We start from the raw sequence: 24,275 nt of genomic DNA on the forward strand, positions 1-24,275 counted from the left end.
TGCAATTTCTCTTTTTTGTGCTTCTCCCTTCGCAAGGGCAGGAACCCACTGAAATCAGTGCTTGGAAATCACACATTAAAGCATACAAAATTAATCGGAATTTTTTAAGCAGAAGTATTTACTTTTATGCGATAAAACATTATAGTTAATTTATAAAATAATATTGATTCATCTTCGGGGCAGGGTGAAAATCCCGACCGGCGGTAATAGAGTTGTAAATCGCTAGTGTAGTCTAAAACTACAATAGCTCGCATGATTTACTAAATGGCTCTTCAGCCCGCGACCTGTGCAAAGCTTTTTTTTGCATGGCTGACTTGGTGTGATTCCAAGGCCGACAGTATAGTCTGGATGGGAGAAGATGAAGGTACGATCGTCATTCGTTGTTACGAATTAAGCTATGTGCGAGCGTTTTTTTCAGTGTGTCTATTCATTGCACTGTGCTCAAAAAATAGCTAGTAATGGCGCTATTTAATCATGCCTTTTCTCCCTTATGCTGATGTGCATAAGGGTTTTTTCGTGAAATAACAATCGATTACGTCGTAACCTTTCTTCTTGCAAGATTGAATCAGCAAAGAGGAGAGAGTTTTCAATGAAGAAAAATATCAAACTACAATCGTTTATTACGATTGGTATGCTGAGTAGTATTTCGTTTTTATTAATGCTTTTTAATTTTCCAATTCCACCGTTCCCAGCTTTTTTAGAAGTGGATTTCAGTGATATGCCTGCATTACTTGCAGCCATCACAATGGGCCCAGTAGCGGGGATTTTAGTCGAGTTATTTAAAAATGTTTTGGATTGGGTTTTCTCAGGTACGCCTACAGGAGTCCCAGTTGGTCATATTGCAAACTTTGTAACAGGTATATTATTTATTTTACCAGTATCATTTATTTTTAATCGTTTTAAATCAATCGCTGGTCTTGTTGGCGGTTTGGCAACAGGAACGATTGTTATGGCGGTAGGGATGAGCGTATTAAACTACGCAGTATTTTTACCGATGTACACTTACTTCTTAGGTATGGAGCCAGTCGTTGGCGATTCATTATACACAATGATTGTGGCAGGCATTTTGCCATTTAATATTGTCAAAGGCATTTTATTAACGGCGATTATGGCATTATTGTTTACAACGATGCGCAGATGGATTGAACAACAACGTACAATGTATTTATCTAAATAAGCGTAAAAAAGTATGATTTAGGATTGTGTTTAAGCAATGACACCTTTTTAGACTGTTATGTCTAGGAGGTGTTTTTTTGTTGTTTAAATTTGCCATTGCGTAGTTTTTTAGATGACGAAGAGGATTCAAATGGTGGTCGTCTGAAAAAGGGAGATATATTGTAAAATAATTTCCCAATATACACGGGCCTAACAAGGGAAAGGAATTAACCTTTTATCGAATCAAAAGCAAATATAATATGTTAATTATTTCATTTATATATCAACACTGTTAAATAAGTGAATCATTGGATGTTATCCCTGTCTCAAATATTGGGTTTATGTTAACATATATTTGAATCTTTTAACTTTAAAAAATATGAAAGGAAGTGGAATAATCACATATGAAAAAGATATTGAAGCCATTGATTAGTGTTATTGCTATTGGGACTCTCTCTCTATCTATCAACATAGATCAAAATGTACTAGCCAATAATATTGCAAATACATGTGCGTATAATTCTGCATCGAAAGTAAACCCTGACTATTCGACAATGAACTGTTTGTTAACCGAAACAGCACTGATTTATGATGTTCCTCCTGAAATTGTCAAGGCAATAGCAGAAGGGGAGAGTGGAAATTGGCGTCATTTTGATAAGAATGGTGAAGCGATTGTAACAGCTGATAATGGAATTGGCATTATGCAAATTACAAATCAAGCTGGCTACAATCAAGATCGACTAAAAAGCGATATTGTCTATAATATTCAAGCTGGTGTAGAGACTCTAGATGCTATGTTTAAGCGAAAGGATTTACCTAGCATCAACGGTGGGGAAAGAGATGTACTGGAACATTGGTACTTCGCCATCATGGCTTATAACGGTACTAAACCAGTAAATAGTCCAATTGTGCAAGCAACTGGTGAAAGAAATACCAATGCCTATCAAGAGAGAATACTAGGAATTATTAATAAAATGGAGTTAATAGACTTAACAGAGCTACCTTTTTCATCTGAACATTTTCAATATGACTCTAATAGCAAAGAAAATATTAAATTTTCAAAGATGAACTATGATGTTGATTTACCATTAACAAAATCGAAGTATTATTTTGAAACAAATCAAAAAGCGAGTGCAATAACGAATGTAACAGTTAGGACAAAACCTACTACTGAAAGCCCTTCTTTAGGTACTTTACGTGAAGGTGAAATGGTTACCATTACGGGTCCTTTTGAATATGAAAAAGTATCGACGAAGAAAAACCATTTTGTTTGGTATCCTGTGAAAAGAAGTGACGGAACGGCGGGGTATGTAGCATCAAGTTATTTAAACTACTCAGCTTCAACGCCAACCCCTCCAGTAACACCGCCAACAACGGGAAATGTTGATGTATCAAAGTTTGCTGATTACAATGCAAAGCAATACTGGGCTGAGGATTTTAAGTGGGCAGTCAACATCGGTATCATCAGTGGATACACAAACGTGAAAAATCCTTCAACAGGTAAGTACGAAAACTTACTGAAACCGTACACGAACTTAACGGAAAACCAAATGTTATCGATCCTATTACGATACTTCAAACCATCAGAACTAGCTTCAACGACAGCTAAAACTTCATGGTATGGAGACGTAAACTACCAACTGGCAACTAAGTACTCTTTACCAGTCCTAGGTGCAAACACAGCATCCAAACAAGCCATTGCAGGTAAAGAAATCACACGGGGGAACTTTGCTCGCATCTTAGCTTCAATGCATTATGGTAAAACTGTATCTCAGTCAGAAGCTATTAAATTCCTTCGTGATCATGGTTTAACAACTACTAAAACAAATGAAGAGTTTAAACCAAATGATTCTCTAGCAAGAGCACACGCAGTGGCATTCTTCCATCGTTACGAACAAAAATTTAATAACTAAATGGCTACTTATAAGTGAAAAGGTGACTATAAAGGTCATCTTTTTTTTATGTTGAAAAAATTCTTTCTATTGTTTTGATTGTTGAAAGTAATTCATAAAATTATTTTTTCTCCAAGATTATCTAAATCTCTTTTTAAATTAAAAATAATAAGTATTCTATGAGCCTCATCTGTAACCCGACCAAAGTCTACAACCTGTTGAATTTCAACTATGTCATTTGTATAAATTTTTTGTGAGTTTCTAACTTCGATAATTTTTTCACCTAAACAGTCCATAGCATCCCAATTCCTTATTCTAAGTTCAGTTGCTCCTTGATAAGAAGTTTTAATTTCCAAATCATCATCTCCCTATGTTTTAAATAACTGAAAATTATGTCTAAGGAAAACAATAACATAGAAAAGTATGGTTTGGTAGTAAAATGGAAATATAGAGTAGGTGAGGAAGCAGAAGTAAGTGATTGAAGAAGTAATGGAATTTTATGATTAGGTACTACAAATACACAAATTTATTACATTTTGATCGATACGATAGGGACAATTATCGATTTAAATAACGTATAAGCAACCTATAAGGCTTTTAAGGTCATTGATGAATATCAACAACTGCTCTCGTAAGAAGCTGTGCATCGTTTGGGGTGAATTAAAATAAGTTAGAGCAAACCTCGAGTTTTGATTATTCGAGGTTTTTATTGGGTAATAAAGCAAGTAAATGAAATAGTTGAAGTGTCTATTCTAAATTATTATTTTAATGTACAATTAATGCGAGATTAGTTAGTTTTGAGGAGAATGAAGAGATGAGTGAAAAAAGCGGACAGTGGTCCAGTAAGTTAGGGTTTATTTTAGCATCGGCGGGTGCCGCAATTGGGCTAGGGGCTATTTGGAAGCTTCCGTATGTAACAGGCCAAAGTGGTGGAGGCGCCTTTTTTCTTATTTTTGTGGTGTTCACGTTATTAATTGGCCTACCAATGTTGTTATCCGAGTATATTTTAGGGCGTGGTACGCAGTCAGAAGCGATTACAGCCTATAAAAAAGTCGTTCCAACGAAACCTGCATGGGCTTGGGTTGGACGTATGGGTGTACTTGGTTGTTTTCTGTTATTAACCTTTTACAGTGTTGTAGGTGGATGGATTTTTATTTATAGCGGCCTTGGTGTATCAGGAGCAGTGATTGATCCGACAGTGAATCCGGGCGAGCTATTTGGCAAGATTATTAGCACACCGTGGATTACATTACTAGGTTTAGCATTATTTACTCTGGCAAATGTAGTTGTCATTTCGCTTGGTGTACAAAATGGAATTGAAAAAGCAAATAAGTGGATGATGCCACTATTATTTATTATGTTTATCGTTCTTGTTATTCGAGCATTAACATTAGATGGGGCAATGGAAGGTGTAAAATTTTTCTTATGGCCTGATTTTTCAAATATAACAGGGAAGGCGCTATTAGAGGCTTTAGGGCAGTCATTCTTTGGGCTAGCAGTTGGATTTTCTTGTTTAGTGACGTATAGTTCGTATTTGAAAAAAGATGTAAGTTTACCGAACGCAGCAGGTTCAGTTGTGCTATTGACGGTACTCGTATCATTTTTAGCAGGACTGGCTATTTTCCCAGTGGTCTTTGCCTTTGATTTAGAACCGCAAGCCGGGCCTGGCCTACTATTTATGGTGTTGCCAACAGCATTTAGTCAAATGCCTTTTGGGGAAGTATTTTTAGCACTGTTTTTATTACTGTTTTTATTTGCGACGTTAACTTCGTCATTTAGTTTATATGAAATCATGGTAGCGGCATTTATGGAGAAATGGCAGATGTCTCGTGCAATGTTAACGTTGTTACTTGGCGTTATCGTCTTTGTTGCAGCAATTCCGTCAGCATTATCTTCGAGTATGCTAGCGGATGTCTCCATTTTTGGTAAGTCGATTTTTGATGCGACGGATTATTTAGTATCCAATTTGATGCTACCTTTAGGTAACTTGTTGATTGCTATTTTTATTGCTTATGTGGTGGATAAAGGCTTTGTAAAACAGGAGTTACTAATGGGTAGTAAAATGGGGCAAGGATTTTATCAAACGTATCGTCTATTAATGTTAGTGGTCGTACCAATCGTTATTATCGTTGTTCTGTTAAATATGCTTTTGCAAAAATAAATGAAGAGGGGCTGTCCTTAGTAGGTCAGTAACCTAAATCGGAAAAATCCAACGCTTTCCGCGGGCACACACGTAAGCCGCAACCCTCGTTGCGCGCGGCTAGTTGCGTCTTACGTTGCGTGCGTCCCCGCAGGAGTCTGTGTGGATTTTTCCTTTAGAAAATGTGTAAGTGCCAGGCACCCAAACAATTCTCCAGGCACCCAAACAATTCTGATTATTAAGAATTGTTTGGGTGCCTGGCACTTTAATTAGTTAATATTCGCTTAGGGCGAGTTCTCCTAGCCAGCTTTCTTCTTTAATCATTTGCTTCGCTTGTAGTTCACTTTTAGCGATAGGGAATACTTTGTTACATTGTGAGATTGCAAATAGCTTATGAATAAAAGTATCCGTTACAATGATGCTAATTTTCTTGTCGAGTGTAGTGACTTTCTTTGCGAAATTAATAATCATACCGAAACCGGTACTATCAATATTTGACACCTTTTGCATATCGATAATATAACCGTGTTTTGTGTCTAAACTAATCGTTTGAAGCTCCTCTTTTATATCACTAATTAATCCATACTCTAAATTTCCTGTAAAGGCGATTAAAATATAATCAGCCTTTGTATCAATCGTTATCATGTTTTTCTGATTCATATTAGCGCCTCCATTTCGTTTATAGATTAAAATGTGAATTTCTTTACTTCGTTTTGTAAGTTGGTAGAAATTTCTGCTAATTCTTCGGAGTTTTGCGAGATTTCCGCTACTGTTGCATGTTGTTCCTCGGAAGTTGCCGCAATTTCTTCGGTCGCTGCTGCAGAATCCTCTATAATGCGTGAAATATCATGAATGGCCTGCTGAACATTTAAGGAATTGTCATTAACATGCGTAAATGCAGCTTTCATTTCCTTCACACCTTGCTCTGTTTCAATAACTTGCTCGACAATTTCTTTTAAGGCATTTCCTCCCTTGCTAATAATATGCACCTGCTCCTCGACAGCGAGTAAATTACTTTCCATTGTCCGTACAGTGACGGCTGTCTCAGCTTGTATATCCTTAATTAAATTCGTAATTTGACCAGAGGCTAAACTTGATTGCTCCGCTAGTTGCCGAACTTCAGATGCTACAACAGCAAAACCTTTTCCTTGCTCACCTGCACGAGCTGCTTCAATCGCAGCGTTCAAGGCTAGTAAATTAGTTTGCTCGGCAATGCCAGTAATGACGGTAATAATTCCACCGATTTCTTCAGAGCGTTTTCCTAGCTTTTGAATGGAATCGGTAGCATAAGATACTGTTTGCGTGACAGAGTTTAAATGTTTGATTGCTTCATTAATAGCATCCTCTCCTTTGCGAGCAATTTGGGTTGACTGAATGGCTCTATTTAACGTCGCTTCGGCTTTTTCTAAACTATTGGCTACTTCGTGAATCGTTTTTTGCATCATCGTAACAATTTGTTCAGCCTGATCGGATTGCATGGTGGAGCCATTGGCAATGTCATTCATTGTAAGCGCAATTTGATTAGAGGCTTCGCTTGTTTGGTGGGAAGATTCCGCTAACGTCTGCGAAGAACTCGCTATTTGATTGGCACTTGTCGCTACGATCGTCATCGTTTCAGTTAAACGATTTTTCATCGCTATAAAAGCTTGTGCTAAATTGGCAATTTCATCTTTTCCTTTAGGGTTTAAAATTTTAACGTTTAAATTTAAATCTGCTAACTCTTTTGCGGTAGTACTCAATTGGTTTATTGGCGCAATAATTTGGCGCTGTAAAAACCAGCTAATGCTAACAAACATGACAATGGCAATACCTAACGAAATCGCAACATTTTCCAGTGCATATTTCGTTGCCAGATTAATGTAAGGTGCTGATGGTGTACCGGTCGACCACATGCCAATGATGTCACCCTTGCTATCCAATATCGGTTTTGTCGCCATCTGGTACATGCTGCCTAATACAGTTGCAGAACCGATATAACGCTCCTTTTGCTCTAAAACAGTAGTGGCTAGCTCTTTAGGCGCTTTCGTATTGACTTGTCGTACGCCATTTTCCACTATATTGGTGTTAACGCGTGTATCATGTTGGAAGATGGTTACAAGGTTACCGTCCGCTAGCTCACCGATTTCATCTACAATGGCAAAATTGTTATTAATTTTAACATCACCTTTGTATAACTCATTATCTTTGATAGCCCAATCACCAGGTACGATAACATCAAAATATTGATAGCTTAATTGCAAATCGGATAAAAGCTTCGTATTGGCACTTTCTAAAAAATTCTTTTTCGCTTCGTTAAAATCAATTATTGCTATGAGCGTTACCATTAGCAATATACAGGCAAGAATAAGTAAGTACATTTTTCTCCTAATTGTCCACTTCATACAAAAGTCCCTCCTAATTTCTTAATCATGAAATTTCTTTGACACACCGACTAAAAATTTTGACTTCGAAATATGTTTGAACCAAATAGAATCAACCATTTGTTTGACAAAAAATAATCCGCGACCACGATCTGAATAATTTTCTTCATTACAATCAAATTGCAAAGCTCTCTTCAATGCATTTTCAGAAATTCCTTGTGCTTCATCAATCACTGTTAACTTAATCTCCTCGTCGTTTTGTGAAATTTGCACTTGAATCGTATTACTATGGGGACTATCCATATTTTTCATTGCTTCAATTGCATTTATGACTAGTTCATGTAAGACAAATCGTAATTCTCTACTAAAAGGTACGTTATAGATTGTTGTATAGTTTTCCATCACTTTATCTATAAAATGAACTGCTTGCATATTAGCTTGAACACGAAGTATAAATTCCATTGCCAATCACCTATCTTGTACTTGAAATGACTATTATGTTTTTGCTTAATAGCAGTATCCAGTAAAAGATATAAGAAAATTTGAGCCACTACGATTGTAAATAATGTAAAACTATATGATTAGTTGGATATAAAGCAAGTGCTAAGCAGTATCGCTCCTTTTGAGATGTTAAGCCTTGCCATTAATTTTACATGTCATATTCAAATTGTAGTGAGTCTATGTATTTTTACTAAGTTAGTTTTCATAGAGGAGACAATCTATTTATTAGGAATTCATGCGATGACAAAGTCTTTTGCCTGGAGTTTACGAAGTTCGGCTTTAACTTGGTAGTTTAAGACCGTTTGAAAGGGAGTTATACAATAGATAAAATCAAATGGTCTATATCCACCGTAATATTTAAGTTACTTTCTATTCAATGACATTAATAGGGAGTGGTTACATCCATTAATGGATAGTGCGAAATATCTTGTCAGACAACTTGAAAATATATTTCGCTTATAATGTACCAGTAAAATATAAATAAAGCAAGACTAATGTTCTACAAAAATTAATTTTAAGTAATCTAAAAGTATTGTTTTTGTTGATTTTACGTTACTTATAGACTAAATTAAATTTTTATAAAACTAGTTATTTGGGGATAGATGCGTGCAAAATCATCTCGCTAGCTATTTTATCTATCTAAAAAAAAGATAAAATTATTCGAAAAAAGTCATGTAATAAAACATGACATGCCCATTGCGCTATTTCATTGTTTTAGTGTAATTTAAAAACAGTTATAAAAAAACATGTGAAGAAAAATTACAAATTGGAGTGGTGAACAATGAAGCATCATACAAAAGATGATATTATCCGAATTGTGAAGGAAGAAAATGTGAAATTTATTCGCCTACAATTTACTGATATATTAGGCTCGATCAAAAATGTGGAAATACCGGTGAGTCAATTAGCGAAAGCATTAGACAATAAAGTGATGTTCGACGGTTCCTCGATTGAAGGGTTTGTCCGCATTGAAGAATCAGATATGTATTTACGTCCGGACCTAGATACATTTGTTATCTTCCCTTGGACAGCGGAAAGGGGCAAAGTAGCACGCTTGATATGTGATATAGCACGACCAGATGGTACAGCATTTGAAGGTGACCCACGTTCCAACTTGAAGCGCGTATTAAAGGAAATGGAGGACTTAGGCTTTACTTCGTTTAACCTTGGGCCAGAGCCGGAATTTTTCTTATTTAAACTAGATGATAAAGGACATCCAACATTAGAACTAAATGATAGCGGTGGGTATTTCGATTTAGCGCCGACTGACTTAGGCGAGAATTGTCGCCGCGATATTGTACTTGAACTAGAAGGAATGGGTTTTGAAATTGAAGCGTCTCATCACGAAGTTGCACCTGGTCAGCACGAAATTGATTTTAAATATGCAAATGCCATTGAAGCTTGTGATAACATTCAAACGTTTAAGCTTGTTGTTAAAACAGTAGCCGCTCAGCACGGTTTGCACGCAACATTTATGCCAAAACCTTTATTCGGTGTGAACGGTTCCGGAATGCATTTCAATCTCTCACTATTTGAAGGCGATACAAATGCTTTCTATGACGAACATGCCGATTTGCAATTAAGCGAAACAGCTCGCAGCTTTATGGCAGGAATATTAAAGCATGTTCACGGCTTTACAGCAGTAACCAATCCGTTAGTTAATTCCTACAAACGTCTAGTGCCGGGCTATGAAGCACCGTGCTATGTAGCTTGGTCAGCTCAAAACCGCTCACCACTGATTCGTATTCCAGCAGCACGCGGCCTGTCCACTCGTATTGAATTACGTTCTGTCGATCCAGCGGCCAATCCATACTTAGCGATGGCAGTCATTTTAGCAGCGGGCCTTGACGGTATTCGCAAAGGCTTAACACCACCGGATGCTGTAGATCGCAATATTTATAAAATGAATCGCGCAGAGCGTGAACTAAATGGTATTGATAGTTTACCAGCTTCTTTAGAATTCGCATTAATCGAACTAGAAATGGATCATATCGTACGTGATGCACTAGGAAATCACATTTTTGAAAAATTCACAGAAGCAAAGGAAATTGAATGGAACAAATATCGCACACGCGTCCACAACTGGGAACGTGATGAATATTTGACAATGTACTAGAAAAGAAGTGTTGGGGCTGCAGAGCTCTGACACTTCTTTTTAGTAGTTATAAGTGAATAGCGAGAGTTTAGGGGATAGCAGAGCATTTAGTGGCGCAAACAAGGGTTTTAATGGCGATAGCAAAGCGTTTAGTGGCGCAAACATCAATTTTAATGGCGATAGCCCAGGTTTTAATAATAGTGCGTGTTCTGCAACCAACAGTTGAAGAACACGCAGAAAACTTATAGTTCAAAATCTTTAATATTGGCAATGGGATAAAGTACTCGTGCGGGGTTAAATTCGTTTAAAGCCTCGCCCGTGTTAATTTTCTTTACCCAATCATGGTTCGCCAATGCACCTTTACCTAATGTGACAAGATCAGCATGACCATTGTCAATCATTTCAGAAGCACGTTCCGGTTGATCTAACTGGCCATTTGCCAGTATCGGTAATTGACTATATTTTTTGGCAAGGGCTACAAGAGAATCGCTGCCTGTTTCAAATGCGGGCTGCCATGCTTGGTATTCTGTAATATGAATATAATCAGCGCCAGCATGTCCTAATGATTCAAAGATAATTTGCGCATCTTGTTCTTTTGCAGGCCACTTATAACTGAAATTATTCACTTTCGCTTGTGATATTCGAATGCCTACGACAAAGTTTTCACCAACAGCCTTTTTGACATCTTGAATGGTTTCGACTAAAAATCTAACTCTGTTTTCTGTCGTGCCACCATATTCATCATGCCGTTCATTCGTATAGGCTGTGAGAAAAGCATCTAATAAATAACCATTTGCGCCATGCAATTCGACGCCGTCAAAACCAACAGATTTCGCGCGTATAGCCGCATCGACAAAACGCTGTTTCACTTCCGCTAGTTCATCTTTTGTTATTTCACGTGGTATCGGGAAGGCTCCTTCACCTAAATAAAATGCAAGTTGCTCTCCTGTCGGTTGAATAGCAGATGGAGCAATGTTTTCATTAACGAAACGATTACCTTGTGATAGTGGGCCAGCATGTTGTAACTGCATGACAATGTTTGCTCCTGCTGCGTGAACAGCATCCACAACACTTTGCCACGCTTGAGCTTGTTCCTCACAAGCAATACCTGGTTGATATTGATATGCTTGACTATGTTTTTGATCAATATAAGTGCCTTCCGTAATAATTAGTCCAAATTCACCTTCAGCAAAGGAACGATAATAGGCCACCATTTTCTCTGTGACCAACCCTTCTTCAGTCGCACTAATCCGCGTCATGGGTGCCAATCCTACTCGGTTTTTGAGGGTCATTCCCGCTAGATTAAATGGCTCTAAAATTGTATTTGTCAAAATCATTACCTCCTGATTGATAAGTTTGGTATTAGTTTACATGCTAATTTCACTTTAGTAAAATTGATAAAATCGATAAATTAGTTCAATAAAACTGAACGATAGGAGATTAAACGTTATGGAAATTCGGCATCTCATTACATTTAAAACAATTGTAGAAAAAGGAGGGTTTAATAAAACAGCAGAGCATCTTGGTTATGCCCAATCTTCTATTACGACCCATATTAAAGAACTAGAGCAAGAACTAGGGAGACCATTATTTGACCGACTAGGAAAGAAAGTCATGTTAACGCAATATGGCCAACAATTTTTGACGTATGCTACAAAAATTATTGAACTGTACAATCAATCATTGAATATTGATAAAGAACCACAGGGCGATTTAATCTTAGGCATTTCGGAGTCATTAACAATTTGTCGTGTGCCGGCCATTCTTCTGGATTATAAAATGAAATACCCTAAAGTAAGGCTATTATTAAAATCACTTGAAAATGATGATGTGGCGACAAGTCTTAAAAATGGGGATATTGATCTTGCGTTAATATTGGAGAAAGATGATTGGCAACAAGAAGATCTGTATGCGGAAAAACTCATTCAAGAAAGAATGGTTAAAATTAGCTCCTCCCAAAAAATCCTAACAAATACCGCACTGTTTGCTGAGGCCAAGTGCAGCTATAAATCAGTCTTTGATGAATATATTCGCAATCAAGCTATTGATATTAGAGAAAGTTTAGAATTTCAAAGTATAGAAGCAATCAAACATTGCGTCAAAAATGGCTTAGGCTTCTCGGTAGTCCCTTACTTTTCAGTAAAAGAAGAATTAGAAGATAAAAAGTTGCAAGGGGAGTTTGTGCCGCAACAACATGCAACCATCTCCACATTTTTAACTTATCATAAGGATAAATGGCTTTCCCCATCCATTATTCGTATGATTGAAATCATTCGAAAACATGCGCAAAAGTGGGATTACTAAAAAATGGGCAAGACGCAAAATGAAAAGACAGAAAACCAGTGAAATTAAGAGCTGGTTTTCTGTCTTTTTTAATACGTATAAGAGATTATTCTTTGGATTTATCATCCATTTTATCTTCCATATGATCTTTGTGTGTGGAAGGTGCTTCCGTATCTGTTGGCTCAGTATCATCTTTCGCATTACCACATCCAAATAATAACCCTGTTGTTAAAACTAACGTAAAAGTACCGATGATTAATTTTTTCATCTATTCACCTCAGAATGGAATTATATTGTTTATTCTTTCCTTAAATTTTGTCTTCATACATTGTGGTTTAAATAAAAGTTTCTGTTTTAATTGGATAAATATGTTAATATAAAGTTGTGTAACATTAGATAGTTAAGGAGAAAAAAATGAATTACATCCAAACAATGCGCCAGCTTATTGGCGATGAACTGCTAATGACAGTTGGCTGTGGGATAATACTTGAACAAGACAATCAAATTTTATTACAACATCGAACAGATCGAGATGTTTGGGGCATTCCAGGTGGGGTGATGGAACCTGGAGAGACATTTCTTGAAGCGGCTATAAGAGAAACGTATGAAGAGACTGGTTTAAAAGTAGAACAGTTAGCGTTGTTTGGTATTTATTCTGGAGAAGCAGGATTTGCTACATATCCAAATGGTGACAAGGTGTTTAGCGTTCAAATAATATTCCACTCAAGCAGCTTTACAGGCCAAATTCAGGACTCTGAAGAAAGTCATGAACATCGATTTTTTTCACGTGATAATTTGCCGCATTTAAACGAACATCAAGCACGATTTATTCACGATTGGGTAAACAAGGAAAGCTTGCCCGTAATTAAATAAAATGACGCCAGGAGCTAGATTGAAGGTATTGGGCTAATGGTAGTTTGACTGTTAAAACTTAGGGGGCGAACGGTTATGAAAGAATGTTTTATTTGCGATAAACACAAGGGAATAATAGAAACTTCAGGAGCAATGATATACGAGGATGACTATGTTTACGTCGGTCATATTGATCGAAATGGTAAACCTAATTACTTAGGTCATATTATGATTGATTTAAAAAGGCATGCGCCAACACTTGCCGATATGACTGTGAAAGAAGCACAAGCATTCGGCGTTATAATGGCTAGAGTGAGCAAGGCGCTAATGGAGTCTGAACATGCTGAACATGTTTATTCACTTGTTTCGGGAAATTCAGTGCCACATCTTCATATGCATATTGTGGCTCGTTATCCGAATACACCGAAAGAATACTGGGGACCAATGGAAGTTTATGATTGGACAGATGCGCCGATGGGAGACGAGGACGATGTTCTTGCACTTTGTCATCGTATCAAAAGCTATTTAGAGAGTCATCCGTATGAATAATTTTTTTGAGGATTTTAGTTGGGTAGGTAGCCAAAAAGATTTTGTTGATCATATAAATATTCAACCATATCATCACATGATTGTCGGAAGATATGGTGGTAATTCCAGTGCGGGGCAAACGAAAAACGAAGATGGCTGTTTGATATGGTGTAATAACGAGGAAGATTGGGAATTCGCCATTATTCTAGACGCTCATAATACAGCGGAAAGTGCTGAAATAATTGTAGAGCTTTTTAATGCGAAAAAGATACAAATAAAAAATTTATTAGCTTCGTCAGTAACGCAACAGCTGTTTCAAAAACTTGAAGAAAAAATCGTAAAGATGTTTCAATCTAGGGAGTTCCTAGCTGCTTGCCGGCATGTAACAGGAGAAACCGCTTGTTTAATTGTAGTTAGAAAACATAAATATGTATGGTGGTTTTCTGTTGGTGACTGTATTTTATATTTATTTCACCCAGAACTAGCTGCACTCGGTCAGTATCAGCTAAATCAAAGGCAATTTTATGAATGGATAGGACAAGTGAACACATTTGAACTGGCAGTGCCGTGTTACAGTGTTGGGATTAGAGAATTAAGAGAAGGGGAAAACTGCATTTTACTAACGACAGATGGACTAATCGAATGTCCGAATGAACCATACTCGAATCCAAGAAACATTTATAATACTGTTACTAGCATGAAAGATGAGGAAAGTATTCTTTATATGTTGAACACAATTCAAAATAATAATGTAAGAGATAGTACTACGATTGTTTTTTGGAAAATTAATTGCATAGAAAAAGCCACTCAACCGAGTAATGCGTAAGTAAGGAGCGTTGCAAGCACTATATGAAACGCTCCTGTTCCGTTTTATTGCACAACTAGTTCTTTAATAATATTTGCAAGAATATCCGCAGTTCTATACTCCTCTTCTAAAGTATTTTCTATTCCACCAATTTCTAATAAGACAGCATTGGCAAAAAGGTCTTGATTATACGTGATTTGACCGATCGGCTTATTTTTTACGATGACGCCCCTGGATAAGTTAGGATATTTTTCTTCCACTTTATTATGCAGTAGTGTCGCAAATTTATAGTTTTCTTCATAGTTTTTACTTGATGTTGATACGGTAAAGGCCACTTTAGAATAATCTGTTCCAGCCAAGTTGATTGTTGTCATATCCCTTTCTGCGGAATCTCTGTGTATATCAAATACCATTTGAATCGTGCTGTTATTTGCTAAAGCTTTCTCCAATGGCTCTCTAGAAATGTCATATGCTTTATGAAAGTATAGGTTTTTTTCTTTTAAAATCCCCATTATATTCGTTTTATCATGCATAGAGGGAATGCCATTATTAATTAAAGCTTGGCTTAATCGTTCACCAACGAGTGTAATATTTTGTGTGTCTTGATAAGCTTCCTTCGAGTCAGTCGTTATAGATTGAGAATAAAAAGACTCTAAATTGTGTGTTTGATAAATGTAAACTAACGGATTTTCAGTCGTTGTTGAAGCGGCGATGTTTTTTTCTTGAGTGGTATTGAAATGTAGTGAATCCTGTTTGGTTTGGAAGATAAATAATAATGTAGCGAGTGCACATATAGCCACACTAGTAGAAACCATGGTTAATTGAATAAACTTTCTTTTCCTATCCCTTTTTCTTGCTAATTGTTTAAGTTTAACTGATGTCGAAGAGACAAATTCCTCTCGAGGATTAAGTGGATACGCTTCTTTCATTAAATTTAATAAATCTTTGTCAGTTTGCATTGCCAATAACCTCCTCTATATTTAAACTTAATGTTTGTTTCAATTCTTTTAACGCGCGGTGGTAATCAACCTTGACCTTTGCTTCACTACATTGTAAGATTTCGGAAGTTTCTTTAATGGAAAATTCGTTTATCCCCCGTAGAATAACGACGGCTCTATAGTTTGGTCTTAATTTTGAAATGGCTTGGTGAACCTGCCTCTTCACTTCATTTTGCTCAATGACTTCATTGGGTTCTTTTTGGCTTGATATCATTTGTTTAAAAAAACCGTCCGTAAAAAGGGAAACAAATTTCTTTTTGCGATAATGATCAATTGCAACGTGCTTGGCAATGGAAAATATCCACGTTTTTACGTTTAATAAACTCTGAAGTTTTGCTAAATTGTTTAACACACGAATAAACACTTCCTGCGTTAAATCCTCTGCATCGTTTTGATTACCTGAAAAGCAAATTAGAAAACGGTATACATCTAAATAATGCCGATTATAGATTTCATCAATGGTATCCTCTAATTTTTCATGATCAAGCAAATCGTTCCCCCCTTATTTTTCTTTACATCTATAAATCGTTTGAGTGCTAGAAAAGGTTACAATTATTTTAAAATATATCCATATTTATACAGACGTTAAATTCCCAAATTGTCGGTCATGTCAGTTCATATTTCTTCAAAGTAATTTATAGAGGGTAGAGGTAAGGACAAAGGGTGGGATAAATAAGGGTAAATTCAATTTTACATTTAAATGATATTTTATAAGTGAAGTTTTTTAAAAGTGCTTATACACTAAATATAACAACAAAAGAATAGCTATTGTAAGAAGGAATTTTGTATAATTTAACGAAAACTAGGGAAGAAGCAGTTTTTTAGTCCATTATGCTTAAGCGATCAAAATTGCTACTTTAATTTACTCAGGGGGAATAATCTATGCCTTGTAAAAGCTGCTTAGTATTAGAGTTGCAGTATGATATTCAGTTAGTGGGATATCAAAATCTAACGATGATGGAGAAGGTCGTTAACCATTTTAAAAGACGAGGCTTTTTCGTTTCAGCTTATGATGATTATTTTATTATCCAAGAGTCAGGCGTTAGGGAATTTCTTGATTTTTGCAACGATTATATGGACAAGGAACATGTTTATTTTCGTCTAGAAAATAGGCAATGGCAGCCGATTTCAGAAATCGAAGCCATTGTAGAAATGAAATGGATTGATGAAGTGATACGCAAGAAATCTGTAATAAGCTATTCACAACCGATTGTCAATGCAAGGGAAGAAATCTATGCCTATGAAATATTATCTAGATTTCCAAGAGAAGATGGCTCGCTTATCTATCCGAACGAAATTTTTACAGCAGCAAGAAGTCGTGGGCGTTTATACGCTTTAGATCGTATATGTAGAATGGCAGCTGTAAGCTATGCAGCGGTATTGCAGAAAAAGACCTTTATTAACTTTATCCCTACGTCCATTTACTCTCCAGAGTTTTGTTTACAAACAACGGTGCAATTGGCCGATCGATTAGGGATCGATCCGAATCAGTTTGTGTTTGAAGTAGTTGAATCAGACAAAGTTGATGATATTGAACATTTAAAATCAATTTTAAATTACTATAAACAAAAAGGTTTTCAGTATGCCTTAGATGATGTTGGTGAAGGTTATAATACGTTAGAAATGCTTGCTGATTTACAGCCACATTACATGAAATTGGACATTAAATATGTGCAAGGTGTTAGTAAGGATAGTGAAAAACAAACAGTTGCTAAACAGTTTTTAGCAAAAGCGTTTGAAGTCAATGCGACCCCATTAGCAGAGGGGATTGAAAGCAGAGAAGACTTTGAATGGCTAAAGGAAAATGGCTATCAGCTTTTTCAAGGTTATCTATTTGGAAAACCTAGTATGACTCCGCATCGCTAATTAACAACAATATCTAGGATAAAAGTTTGCATTAGACAAGCTTTTGCCCTAGGTATTTTTTTTGCATTTTTTTAGTACCGTAATTATTTGCAAAATTTTGTATAGCAGTTGTATAATCATTGTAGAATTATTGTATAAGTGATAAATGAATTGCTTATACAACAACTCGACCAACTTAAAATATAGAGAACGATCTTAATGTATGGGGAGGGTTTTATCATGAAAAAGAAAAAAGACATCATTATTATCGGAGCTGGCCCAGGCGGTTTAGCATCAGCTATGTTGTTGACTGCTAAGGGTTTTAATGTGAAGGTATTTGAAAAAAAGAATTATATTGGTGGGAGAACAAGTGAAATCCAACTAGGGGATTATAAGTTTGATATGGGTCCTACTTTTTTAAATATGCTGTATATCGTAGAGGAGATTTTTGAACTTACGGGGCGCAATATTCATGACTACATAGAGCTAATTGACTTAAATCCTATGTATGAACTTATATTTAGTGACAAAAAGATTAAGATGACGCGTGATAGAGGCGAAATGATTCGGCAAATTAACGAGCTCTTCCCCGGTAATGAAGGAAGCTATGAACGATATATGCGGGAAACTAATCGCAAGTTAGAAAAATTAGCACCCGTTTTACAGACGAGTATGAATCGCTTCACGGATTTACTTCAGCCCAAGGTTTTAAAAGCTTTAGGCGAGCTAGAAGTCGGTAAATCTTTAATTGATACATTATCTCGTTATTACAAGCAAGAGGAATTACAGCTTGCGTTTACATTCCAAGCAAAATATTTAGGTATGTCTCCGTGGGAAAGTCCTGGCGCCTTTTCGATTCTGTCTTATATTGAGCATGCATATGGCGTTTATCATATAAAAGGCGGCCTGAACAAGTTAACACAAGCGATGGCTCAAGTAGTGCGTGAAAATGAAGGAGAAATTTTTACAGGCGCTGGTGTATCGAAATTATGGTTAGACGGACGGAAAGTGCGAGGTGTTATTTTAGAAAATGGGGATAAAATTGCGGCTGATGATGTCATTATTAACGGTGACTTTGCGCATGCAATGACCAACTTAGTGGAACCGGGTGTACTAAAAAAATATTCTAAAGAAAAGTTAGAGAAGAAAAAATATTCTTGTTCGACTTTCATGTTATATCTAGGGGTAAATAAAACATTTGATTTGCCACACCATACAATTTGGTTTGCAGAGGACTATCGTCAAAATGTAGAGGATATTACGAATGCCAAAGTGTTATCAGATGATCCATCGATTTATATCCAAAATGCTGTTGTCACAGATCCAACCGTTGCACCACAAGGGAAATCCACATTATACGTGTTAGCGCCTGTGCCGAATAATTTTAGTAACATAGATTGGGAGACATGTGAAAAAGACTATCGTGATATGTTAATAGGCATGCTAGAAAAGAAACTGGGAATTGACAATCTTGAACAATATATTGAAGAAGAAAAAGTGATTTCTCCAAGAAGTTGGGAAGAGGAAATCGATGTCTATAAAGGGGCAACCTTTAATCTTGGTCATCAGCTGACACAAATGCTAACATTCCGTCCGCATAACCAATTTGAAGAGTTAGCAAACTGCTGGCTAGTAGGTGGGGGGACGCACCCAGGTAGTGGTTTGCCCATTATTTTAGAGTCTGCTCGTATTACCGCAAACGGTATTTTAAGAAAAGAAAAAATGCCGGAATTAACGATTAAGCCCTTACCAAAAGTTGAGTTATTTGATTCTAAAACGACAACAGGACATGGCAATGGCATAGATGTTGTGCAAGTTTAATAACATTCGTCTATCAATCTAGTGTTCCTCTCTATTTGCACTGAAGCTATAAATAAAAATCAATAAGGTGGTGTAGCACAACTTTATGAGGTGGCAGCATTCCATTTTTTATTTTTTTCTTACTTGGTATAGCTTCGGTGTCATTTTAGTAGGATTTAATCTATTGCCAACATGGCTCGAATGGGCGAATAGTGTATTTATTATAACAGCTGGTATACTAGGGCTTATTTATTTTGTCCGGGGATTTGGGGGCTGGCAAGGTGTGTCGATTAGTGCCCTTATTTTTGTCGCCACGTTTATTGTGGAATACTTAGGATCAACCCATTCTGTGTTCTTTGGTTCTTATGAATACACGCAATATTTTGCACCGAATTTGTTTGGTGTACCTGTTGCAATCGGTTTCGCTTGGATTATGGTTCTTGCGACTTCCGATGCGATAGCAAGTGCGTTACCGCTTGCGAATCGTTGGATACGCTCTATAATTGCTGGTCTGTTAGCGGTGGTCTTTGATTTAGTGCTTGATCCTGTTTCTTTTAAAGTTAAAAATTATTGGATTTGGGAAGAGGGAGGCTATTATTATGACATTCCATTGACGAACTTCCTTGGTTGGTTTATAACGGCTTTTGTTTTACATTTCGTCATTGGTCTCCTTTTTAAGAAGCGACATGCCGATAGACAGTGGCATCAAAGAATGGTTCTTTTATATAGCTTAATGATTGGCATGTTTGCATTTATCGCCTTATTACATGCACTGTATTTAGCTGCTATGATTCCCATAATCGTGGTAGCTGTAGTATTTTTATTTATGAGGCGAGATGAAATTTATAGATAGTGCCAAACATTCTACCCTCCAGTAGACAGGATTTCTACACTCCTTATAGAAGAGTTAGTGTAGAAAGGTGTGATGAGCTTGAGCCAAATAAAAATTTATGGTGTAAAAGAAAGGTTAAATCCTATTAAGGCAACATTATCGGATATAATTCATGCTTGTATGGTAGAGGCACTTGGTCTACCTGATGATAAAAAATTCCATCGCTTTTTCCCGATGGACAAAGAGGATTTTTATTATCCAAGTGATAGAACAGCATCTTATACGATACTTGAGATTAGTATGTTTGAAGGACGAACAGTCGCAACGAAAAAGCAATTACTTACATTGTTATTTGACAAGATTCATAGTCAACTGGCTATAGCCCCTCAAGATATTGAAATGACAATTTTTGAAACGCCCAAGCATCATTGGGGAATAAGAGGACTACCGGGGGATGAGTTAGCATTAAACTATAAAGTAAATGTTTGAGGGGAACAGCAAAAAAAGTGTTAGATTGACCATACTCAATCTAACACTTTTGCTTGTTCTAGCTAGTTTTCTATAATTTAATTGTCCAACCGAATGCATCTTCAAGCGTACCATTTTGAATGCCAGTTAATGTATCATAAAGCATTTGTGAAATGTCACCAATCTCACCGTTATTAATGACAATCTTTTCGTCTTGCCATTTTAATTCCCCAACAGGCGAAATAACCGCTGCTGTGCCTGTACCAAATGCCTCTTCCAACGTACCATTATGATAAGCCTCTACCACTTCGTCGATGGAAATGCGACGTTCTTCGACTGGAATGTTTTTCGATTTTAAGACATGCAGCATGGAATCACGTGTAATCCCCGGCAAAATGCTGCCATTTAATGCAGGCGTAATCACTGTACCATTTATTTTAAAGAAAATATTCATGCTTCCTACTTCTTCAATATAACGGTGTTCCTTGCCATCAAGCCATAACGTTTGTGAATAACCTTCCTTATGGGCAATTTCCTGTCCTTTTAGGGCACTCGCATAGTTCCCAGCCGTTTTCGCTTCGCCAGTTCCTCCAGCGACAGCTCGAACAAAGTGCTGTTCTACCATTATTTTTACTGGGTTAATACCTTCTTTGTAGTACGAACCAGATGGAGACATAATAATGATAAATTTGTAACTATTAGAAGGGTGGACACCTAAGTGTGGCTCAGTTGCAATAATAAATGGACGAATATAAAGAGATGTTCCAGGTGCTGTAGGAACCCATTCACGATCCAATGTTACTAATTGCTTTAACGCTTCTAATGCCAGTTCTTCATCAATTGCTGGAATGACGATACGCTCGTTTGAATGATTTAAACGGTTGAAATTGCGGTCAGGACGGAATAATAGCACGCCATTATCCACTGTTGCATACGCTTTTAGTCCTTCAAAGACAGCTTGTCCATAATGGAATACCATTGCCGAAGGATCGATAGAAAGCGGCTGATATGGGATAATACGTGGATCATGCCAGCCCATTCCTTCTGTGTAATCGACTATAAACATATGATCGGTAAAAAATTGTCCAAAACCTAATTGGTCTACTGCTGGTTTTTCTTTTGGGTTTGTTGTGATTTCTTTTGTTATTTCTAACATCGTCATATCCTCCGCGTATTGTGTCATTAGATGAAATATCTATAATAGTTAATAATACTGTTTATTTTAAATTAATTAAATACTAAGAATCTACTAATAATTAATAAAATGGCTGATTTGTTCATTATAAGCAGAAAATATATAGTAGACTATGCATACAACTGCCCTGACCAGTCCAAAGATAGCATAAAAAGACAGGATGAAAAAATCTAAGTACGATAACCTAAAAATAAGGAGTGAGGGCATTTGAGTTGGATAGAGTCGATTCAAAAGGCAATAAATTATATCGAAGCGCATTTGCAAGAAACGATTACAATGGAGCAAATCGCACAAGAAGTGAACGTCTCCGTTTTTCATTTTCAACGAACATTTTCGATTTTAACGGATATGTCCATTGCGGATTATATTAGACGAAGAAGATTGACTTTAGCGGCACAAGAATTAATCAATACAGATATTAAAATAATCGATCTCGCCTACAAATATGGCTATGACTCTCCTGAAGCATTTACAAAAGCATTTCGTAAGCAACATCGTGTGACGCCAAGTGACGCACGTAAACAGCAAGGACCATTACAATCATATAACCGCCTCGTAATCCAGGTGAGTCTGAAGGGAGCAGAACCAATGAAGTATAATATTGTAGAAAAAGAGAAGTTTCAAGTGGTAGGCGTAAAAAGAACGTATAATTGTCAAAAAGGCGAGAATTTGCAAGGGATACCGCTATTTTGGGATGAAGTAAATCGTCAAGGAATGGACGAGCAATTATTTGCTTTAAATAACGGACAAATTAAAGGGGTACTGGGTGTTTGTGTGCCGGATGAAAACTATCAAGAAAATAGTTTAATCGATTATTGGATAGGCACAGATCACGTAGGGGAAGTACCTGAACATTTGCATTCGATAGAAGTACCGGCGTCCAAATGGGTCGTATTTGAGGTCCATGGCCCAATGCCGCATGCTATGCAAAATGCGTGGAAGCAAATTTTCTCTGAATGGTTTCCATCCAATCCATATGAGCCTGCAGGAACAGCTGAATTAGAAGTTTATACAGATGAAGACCCTACAAGTGAAGATTTATACTCAGAAATTTGGATACCGATTAAATAAAGATGGTGCCAGGCACTCAAACAATTTACACACAATTTAGCGCCAACAATAACTGCAAAAGCCAAGAATGGATAACCAGTCTCATTCTTGGCTTTTAGTGATTAAAAAAAGTTATGACGCAATGCAAAGACTTTGTAAAACAATCTCGCATCCTTGCCCATTTTGCTGTTGGCGTTCATTTGCGGCAATAAACACTTTTGAAACATATCATCGCAATATTTTGATCTTCCGTATTTCGCATAGCATTCGTCATGCCTTTTGCAGCAGGAATCAACAGCATTGGTAGGTGCACCAGGTCCTGAACATCCGGGACCACAATACCGATAGCCAGGATAACAAAATCCGAATCTTCTATTCCTGTTCATGATGAGTAACCTCTTTTCAAAAATAGTCTCCACACTATAAATTATGTCGATTGAACTTTTGATAAGGGATGAAAAACTACTAAAAGCTTAAAAAATCTCACTAGTATAGAAGCAAAGTTTCGCCATCATTAGGTATTGTTACAGCATGTTCTAGCTGTTGTTTTTTTAAATAACCTGTTAGTTGAGTTCTACTTAATTGGCAATGATTAATCGTTTCAAGATGGACGACAACGAGCTTTGTCCTTGGTGATAACTGGGCAATACGAGCAATATCTTCACGCTGCATCGTAATAAACGTTCCCCATATCATCTTAGCCTCTGCTACATTTAAAATGGCCACCTCTGGCATCAACTCTCGAAATGCCTGGGCAATGGTCGGTGTAAAAATACAATCACTAAGTATAAAAATAGAACCTTCTGTCGCTGTATGTAAGAAAAAGCTTGAAACGGGTCCTAGCAGCTTACCGGTAAGACCAGGAGCGTGTGACCCTTGTATTCGCTTTATTTGAATGCCTTGCCATTCATAACAATCTTCTACTGATATGACATTGATAAAACCAGCAGATTGTACAGCTCTGGCATCTCGCGGCTGACAAAAGACAGGTATGTCTTTGTTCAGGACGGCTATCGCTTGTTTATCCCAGTGGTCAAAATGCCGATGGGTCAGTAATATAGCATCGATATGTTCAAAACTGTTTAATGCAACAGGCAATGGTGTTAAAGGATTTTTACGATAGTTCCTAGTAAAAGGTACAGGCGCAAGTTCGCCGAAATCACTTAACATAGGATCAATTAATAACCGTTTTTGATTAAACGTTAGAATGGATGTGGCATGTCGTATATGGTGTAACGAAATGGACATGATAAAACTCCTGTTTTTAAAATATAATGTGTTGTAAATAAATACATATTTTATTTATTCTATCATAATTATTACATTTTTTAGTTGTAATAGATATGTTAGGAAAAAGAATTGATGAAATCGCCAATAAAATACTTCAGTTAAGGTTTTTGTAAGCTAATCAAAAAACTGCTGTAAGGTTGCGTAGCTATAATAACGAAGGAGAATAAGGTAATAACAAAAAGGAGT

Annotated in this window: 25 protein-coding genes and 1 riboswitch; of the genes, 14 read left to right on the forward strand and 11 right to left on the reverse strand. The window is 36.8% G+C overall.

Annotated features, from left to right (window positions below):
- The first annotated feature begins 166 nt into the window (after window positions 1-166).
- A riboswitch (FMN riboswitch) is annotated at window positions 167-364 on the forward strand.
- A gap of 225 nt (window positions 365-589) precedes the next feature.
- Both ACKVEV_RS01635 and ACKVEV_RS01640 read left to right on the forward strand, forming a co-directional pair.
- Entirely contained in the window at window positions 590-1,177 is a 588-nt protein-coding gene (locus ACKVEV_RS01635; RefSeq protein WP_409368648.1) for an ECF transporter S component, read from the forward strand.
- Between the two features lie 382 nt (window positions 1,178-1,559).
- Window positions 1,560-3,068 (forward strand): SH3 domain-containing protein, encoded by a 1,509-nt coding sequence (locus tag ACKVEV_RS01640; RefSeq protein WP_409368649.1) that lies wholly within the window; start codon window positions 1,560-1,562, stop codon window positions 3,066-3,068.
- Between the two features lie 92 nt (window positions 3,069-3,160).
- On the opposite strand, the gene ACKVEV_RS01645 is transcribed toward ACKVEV_RS01640, so the two are convergent.
- Window positions 3,161-3,403: a hypothetical protein gene (locus ACKVEV_RS01645; RefSeq protein WP_409368650.1), complete on the reverse strand. Its 243-nt coding sequence runs from the start codon at window positions 3,401-3,403 to the stop codon at window positions 3,161-3,163.
- A 458-nt stretch (window positions 3,404-3,861) separates the two neighbouring features.
- Between ACKVEV_RS01645 and ACKVEV_RS01650 the strand changes: the two genes are divergently transcribed.
- Entirely contained in the window at window positions 3,862-5,208 is a 1,347-nt protein-coding gene (locus ACKVEV_RS01650; RefSeq protein ID WP_409368651.1) for a sodium-dependent transporter, read from the forward strand.
- A 252-nt stretch (window positions 5,209-5,460) separates the two neighbouring features.
- Here the strand turns inward: ACKVEV_RS01650 and ACKVEV_RS01655 are convergent, their stop codons facing one another.
- The 3 genes from ACKVEV_RS01655 to ACKVEV_RS01665 are packed head-to-tail and all read right to left on the reverse strand — an operon-like array spanning window position 5,461 to window position 8,009.
- A complete protein-coding gene (locus ACKVEV_RS01655) occupies window positions 5,461-5,847 on the reverse strand; it encodes an STAS domain-containing protein (RefSeq protein WP_409368652.1) in 387 nt (128 codons plus the stop codon).
- Between the two features lie 26 nt (window positions 5,848-5,873).
- Window positions 5,874-7,568: a methyl-accepting chemotaxis protein gene (locus ACKVEV_RS01660; protein WP_409368653.1), complete on the reverse strand. Its 1,695-nt coding sequence runs from the start codon at window positions 7,566-7,568 to the stop codon at window positions 5,874-5,876.
- A gap of 21 nt (window positions 7,569-7,589) precedes the next feature.
- Complete coding sequence (locus ACKVEV_RS01665; protein WP_409368654.1) at window positions 7,590-8,009, reverse strand: ATP-binding protein; 420 nt, start codon at window positions 8,007-8,009, stop codon at window positions 7,590-7,592.
- 820 nt (window positions 8,010-8,829) lie between these two features.
- On the opposite strand from ACKVEV_RS01665, the gene glnA reads away from it, so the two are divergent.
- Together glnA and ACKVEV_RS01675 are read left to right on the forward strand one after the other, a co-directional pair.
- Entirely contained in the window at window positions 8,830-10,164 is a 1,335-nt protein-coding gene (gene glnA / locus ACKVEV_RS01670) for a type I glutamate--ammonia ligase (RefSeq protein WP_409368656.1), read from the forward strand.
- Between the two features lie 89 nt (window positions 10,165-10,253).
- Window positions 10,254-10,391, forward strand: coding sequence for a hypothetical protein (locus ACKVEV_RS01675; protein WP_409368657.1), 138 nt, complete (start codon window positions 10,254-10,256; stop codon window positions 10,389-10,391).
- On the opposite strand, the gene ACKVEV_RS01680 is transcribed toward ACKVEV_RS01675, so the two are convergent.
- Window positions 10,386-11,480 carry an NADH:flavin oxidoreductase gene (locus ACKVEV_RS01680; protein WP_409368658.1) on the reverse strand — a complete coding sequence of 365 codons (1,095 nt, stop codon included), beginning with the start codon at window positions 11,478-11,480 and terminating at the stop codon, window positions 10,386-10,388. The two genes, ACKVEV_RS01675 and ACKVEV_RS01680, sit on opposite strands and share 6 nt — an antisense overlap.
- A 112-nt stretch (window positions 11,481-11,592) precedes the next feature.
- Here ACKVEV_RS01680 and ACKVEV_RS01685 point away from each other — a divergent pair, with 112 nt between their 5' ends.
- Window positions 11,593-12,447 (forward strand): LysR family transcriptional regulator, encoded by an 855-nt coding sequence (locus ACKVEV_RS01685; protein ID WP_409368659.1) that lies wholly within the window; start codon window positions 11,593-11,595, stop codon window positions 12,445-12,447.
- Between the two features lie 85 nt (window positions 12,448-12,532).
- Here ACKVEV_RS01685 and ACKVEV_RS01690 read toward each other — a convergent pair whose 3' ends face one another.
- Window positions 12,533-12,694, reverse strand: a complete 162-nt coding sequence (locus tag ACKVEV_RS01690; RefSeq protein ID WP_409368660.1) for a hypothetical protein — start codon at window positions 12,692-12,694, stop codon at window positions 12,533-12,535.
- Between the two features lie 146 nt (window positions 12,695-12,840).
- On the opposite strand from ACKVEV_RS01690, the gene ACKVEV_RS01695 reads away from it, so the two are divergent.
- The 3 genes from ACKVEV_RS01695 to ACKVEV_RS01705 all read left to right on the forward strand — a co-directional run bounded on the left by ACKVEV_RS01695 (window position 12,841) and on the right by ACKVEV_RS01705 (window position 14,632).
- A complete protein-coding gene (locus ACKVEV_RS01695) occupies window positions 12,841-13,299 on the forward strand; it encodes an NUDIX hydrolase (RefSeq protein WP_409368662.1) in 459 nt (152 codons plus the stop codon).
- Between the two features lie 75 nt (window positions 13,300-13,374).
- Window positions 13,375-13,827 (forward strand): HIT family protein, encoded by a 453-nt coding sequence (locus ACKVEV_RS01700; protein WP_409368663.1) that lies wholly within the window; start codon window positions 13,375-13,377, stop codon window positions 13,825-13,827.
- A complete protein-coding gene (locus ACKVEV_RS01705; protein ID WP_409368664.1) occupies window positions 13,820-14,632 on the forward strand; it encodes a protein phosphatase 2C domain-containing protein in 813 nt (270 codons plus the stop codon). The genes ACKVEV_RS01700 and ACKVEV_RS01705 overlap by 8 nt, the downstream gene beginning before the upstream one ends.
- 44 nt (window positions 14,633-14,676) lie before the next feature.
- Here ACKVEV_RS01705 and ACKVEV_RS01710 read toward each other — a convergent pair whose 3' ends face one another.
- Both ACKVEV_RS01710 and ACKVEV_RS01715 read right to left on the reverse strand, forming a co-directional pair.
- On the reverse strand, window positions 14,677-15,570 hold the full coding sequence (locus tag ACKVEV_RS01710; protein WP_409368665.1) for a stage II sporulation protein P: 894 nt from the start codon (window positions 15,568-15,570) through the stop codon (window positions 14,677-14,679).
- Entirely contained in the window at window positions 15,560-16,099 is a 540-nt protein-coding gene (locus ACKVEV_RS01715; RefSeq protein WP_409368667.1) for an RNA polymerase sigma factor, read from the reverse strand. The genes ACKVEV_RS01710 and ACKVEV_RS01715 overlap by 11 nt, the downstream gene beginning before the upstream one ends.
- A 392-nt stretch (window positions 16,100-16,491) precedes the next feature.
- On the opposite strand from ACKVEV_RS01715, the gene ACKVEV_RS01720 reads away from it, so the two are divergent.
- The 4 genes from ACKVEV_RS01720 (at window position 16,492) to ACKVEV_RS01735 (ending at window position 20,575) form a co-directional block, all read left to right on the forward strand.
- The gene (locus tag ACKVEV_RS01720) at window positions 16,492-17,475 is read left to right on the forward strand and encodes an EAL domain-containing protein (RefSeq protein WP_409368668.1); all 984 of its coding nucleotides are present in this window, start codon (window positions 16,492-16,494) and stop codon (window positions 17,473-17,475) included.
- Window positions 17,476-17,694: 219 nt separating this feature from the next.
- Window positions 17,695-19,275 carry a phytoene desaturase family protein gene (locus ACKVEV_RS01725; protein WP_409368669.1) on the forward strand — a complete coding sequence of 527 codons (1,581 nt, stop codon included), beginning with the start codon at window positions 17,695-17,697 and terminating at the stop codon, window positions 19,273-19,275.
- 85 nt (window positions 19,276-19,360) lie between these two features.
- Window positions 19,361-20,107 carry a carotenoid biosynthesis protein gene (locus tag ACKVEV_RS01730; protein WP_409368670.1) on the forward strand — a complete coding sequence of 249 codons (747 nt, stop codon included), beginning with the start codon at window positions 19,361-19,363 and terminating at the stop codon, window positions 20,105-20,107.
- Between the two features lie 78 nt (window positions 20,108-20,185).
- Window positions 20,186-20,575, forward strand: a complete 390-nt coding sequence (locus ACKVEV_RS01735; RefSeq protein ID WP_409368671.1) for a tautomerase family protein — start codon at window positions 20,186-20,188, stop codon at window positions 20,573-20,575.
- A gap of 70 nt (window positions 20,576-20,645) precedes the next feature.
- Here the strand turns inward: ACKVEV_RS01735 and ACKVEV_RS01740 are convergent, their stop codons facing one another.
- Window positions 20,646-21,716 (reverse strand): branched-chain amino acid aminotransferase, encoded by a 1,071-nt coding sequence (locus tag ACKVEV_RS01740; RefSeq protein WP_409368672.1) that lies wholly within the window; start codon window positions 21,714-21,716, stop codon window positions 20,646-20,648.
- Between the two features lie 240 nt (window positions 21,717-21,956).
- Between ACKVEV_RS01740 and ACKVEV_RS01745 the strand changes: the two genes are divergently transcribed.
- Window positions 21,957-22,820: an effector binding domain-containing protein gene (locus tag ACKVEV_RS01745; RefSeq protein WP_409368673.1), complete on the forward strand. Its 864-nt coding sequence runs from the start codon at window positions 21,957-21,959 to the stop codon at window positions 22,818-22,820.
- 101 nt (window positions 22,821-22,921) lie between these two features.
- On the opposite strand, the gene ACKVEV_RS01750 is transcribed toward ACKVEV_RS01745, so the two are convergent.
- Window positions 22,922-23,185, reverse strand: coding sequence for a Parvovirus coat protein VP1-like protein (locus ACKVEV_RS01750; RefSeq protein WP_409368675.1), 264 nt, complete (start codon window positions 23,183-23,185; stop codon window positions 22,922-22,924).
- 100 nt (window positions 23,186-23,285) lie between these two features.
- A complete protein-coding gene (locus ACKVEV_RS01755; protein WP_409368676.1) occupies window positions 23,286-24,047 on the reverse strand; it encodes an MBL fold metallo-hydrolase in 762 nt (253 codons plus the stop codon).
- Window positions 24,048-24,275 lie beyond the last annotated feature (228 nt).

This window comes from Lysinibacillus sp. 38-6, assembly GCF_046245175.1.
Lineage (GTDB): Bacteria > Bacillota > Bacilli > Bacillales_A > Planococcaceae > Lysinibacillus.

Excerpts from the sequence above, each read along its gene's own strand:
- glnA (WP_409368656.1), top strand. The coding sequence starts at position 8,830 with ATGAAGCATCATACAAAAGATGATATTATCCGAATTGTGAAGGAAGAA.
- ACKVEV_RS01655 (WP_409368652.1), bottom strand. The coding sequence starts at position 5,847 with ATGAATCAGAAAAACATGATAACGATTGATACAAAGGCTGATTATATT.
- ACKVEV_RS01690 (WP_409368660.1), bottom strand. The coding sequence starts at position 12,694 with ATGAAAAAATTAATCATCGGTACTTTTACGTTAGTTTTAACAACAGGG.
- ACKVEV_RS01695 (WP_409368662.1), top strand. The coding sequence starts at position 12,841 with ATGAATTACATCCAAACAATGCGCCAGCTTATTGGCGATGAACTGCTA.
- ACKVEV_RS01650 (WP_409368651.1), top strand. The coding sequence starts at position 3,862 with ATGAGTGAAAAAAGCGGACAGTGGTCCAGTAAGTTAGGGTTTATTTTA.
- ACKVEV_RS01685 (WP_409368659.1), top strand. The coding sequence starts at position 11,593 with ATGGAAATTCGGCATCTCATTACATTTAAAACAATTGTAGAAAAAGGA.
- ACKVEV_RS01665 (WP_409368654.1), bottom strand. The coding sequence starts at position 8,009 with ATGGAATTTATACTTCGTGTTCAAGCTAATATGCAAGCAGTTCATTTT.
- ACKVEV_RS01740 (WP_409368672.1), bottom strand. The coding sequence starts at position 21,716 with ATGACGATGTTAGAAATAACAAAAGAAATCACAACAAACCCAAAAGAA.
- ACKVEV_RS01720 (WP_409368668.1), top strand. The coding sequence starts at position 16,492 with ATGCCTTGTAAAAGCTGCTTAGTATTAGAGTTGCAGTATGATATTCAG.
- ACKVEV_RS01730 (WP_409368670.1), top strand. The coding sequence starts at position 19,361 with ATGAGGTGGCAGCATTCCATTTTTTATTTTTTTCTTACTTGGTATAGC.
- ACKVEV_RS01705 (WP_409368664.1), top strand. The coding sequence starts at position 13,820 with ATGAATAATTTTTTTGAGGATTTTAGTTGGGTAGGTAGCCAAAAAGAT.
- ACKVEV_RS01680 (WP_409368658.1), bottom strand. The coding sequence starts at position 11,480 with ATGATTTTGACAAATACAATTTTAGAGCCATTTAATCTAGCGGGAATG.
- ACKVEV_RS01710 (WP_409368665.1), bottom strand. The coding sequence starts at position 15,570 with ATGCAAACTGACAAAGATTTATTAAATTTAATGAAAGAAGCGTATCCA.
- ACKVEV_RS01660 (WP_409368653.1), bottom strand. The coding sequence starts at position 7,568 with ATGAAGTGGACAATTAGGAGAAAAATGTACTTACTTATTCTTGCCTGT.
- ACKVEV_RS01635 (WP_409368648.1), top strand. The coding sequence starts at position 590 with ATGAAGAAAAATATCAAACTACAATCGTTTATTACGATTGGTATGCTG.
- ACKVEV_RS01725 (WP_409368669.1), top strand. The coding sequence starts at position 17,695 with ATGAAAAAGAAAAAAGACATCATTATTATCGGAGCTGGCCCAGGCGGT.
- ACKVEV_RS01640 (WP_409368649.1), top strand. The coding sequence starts at position 1,560 with ATGAAAAAGATATTGAAGCCATTGATTAGTGTTATTGCTATTGGGACT.
- ACKVEV_RS01755 (WP_409368676.1), bottom strand. The coding sequence starts at position 24,047 with ATGTCCATTTCGTTACACCATATACGACATGCCACATCCATTCTAACG.
- ACKVEV_RS01750 (WP_409368675.1), bottom strand. The coding sequence starts at position 23,185 with ATGAACAGGAATAGAAGATTCGGATTTTGTTATCCTGGCTATCGGTAT.
- ACKVEV_RS01700 (WP_409368663.1), top strand. The coding sequence starts at position 13,375 with ATGAAAGAATGTTTTATTTGCGATAAACACAAGGGAATAATAGAAACT.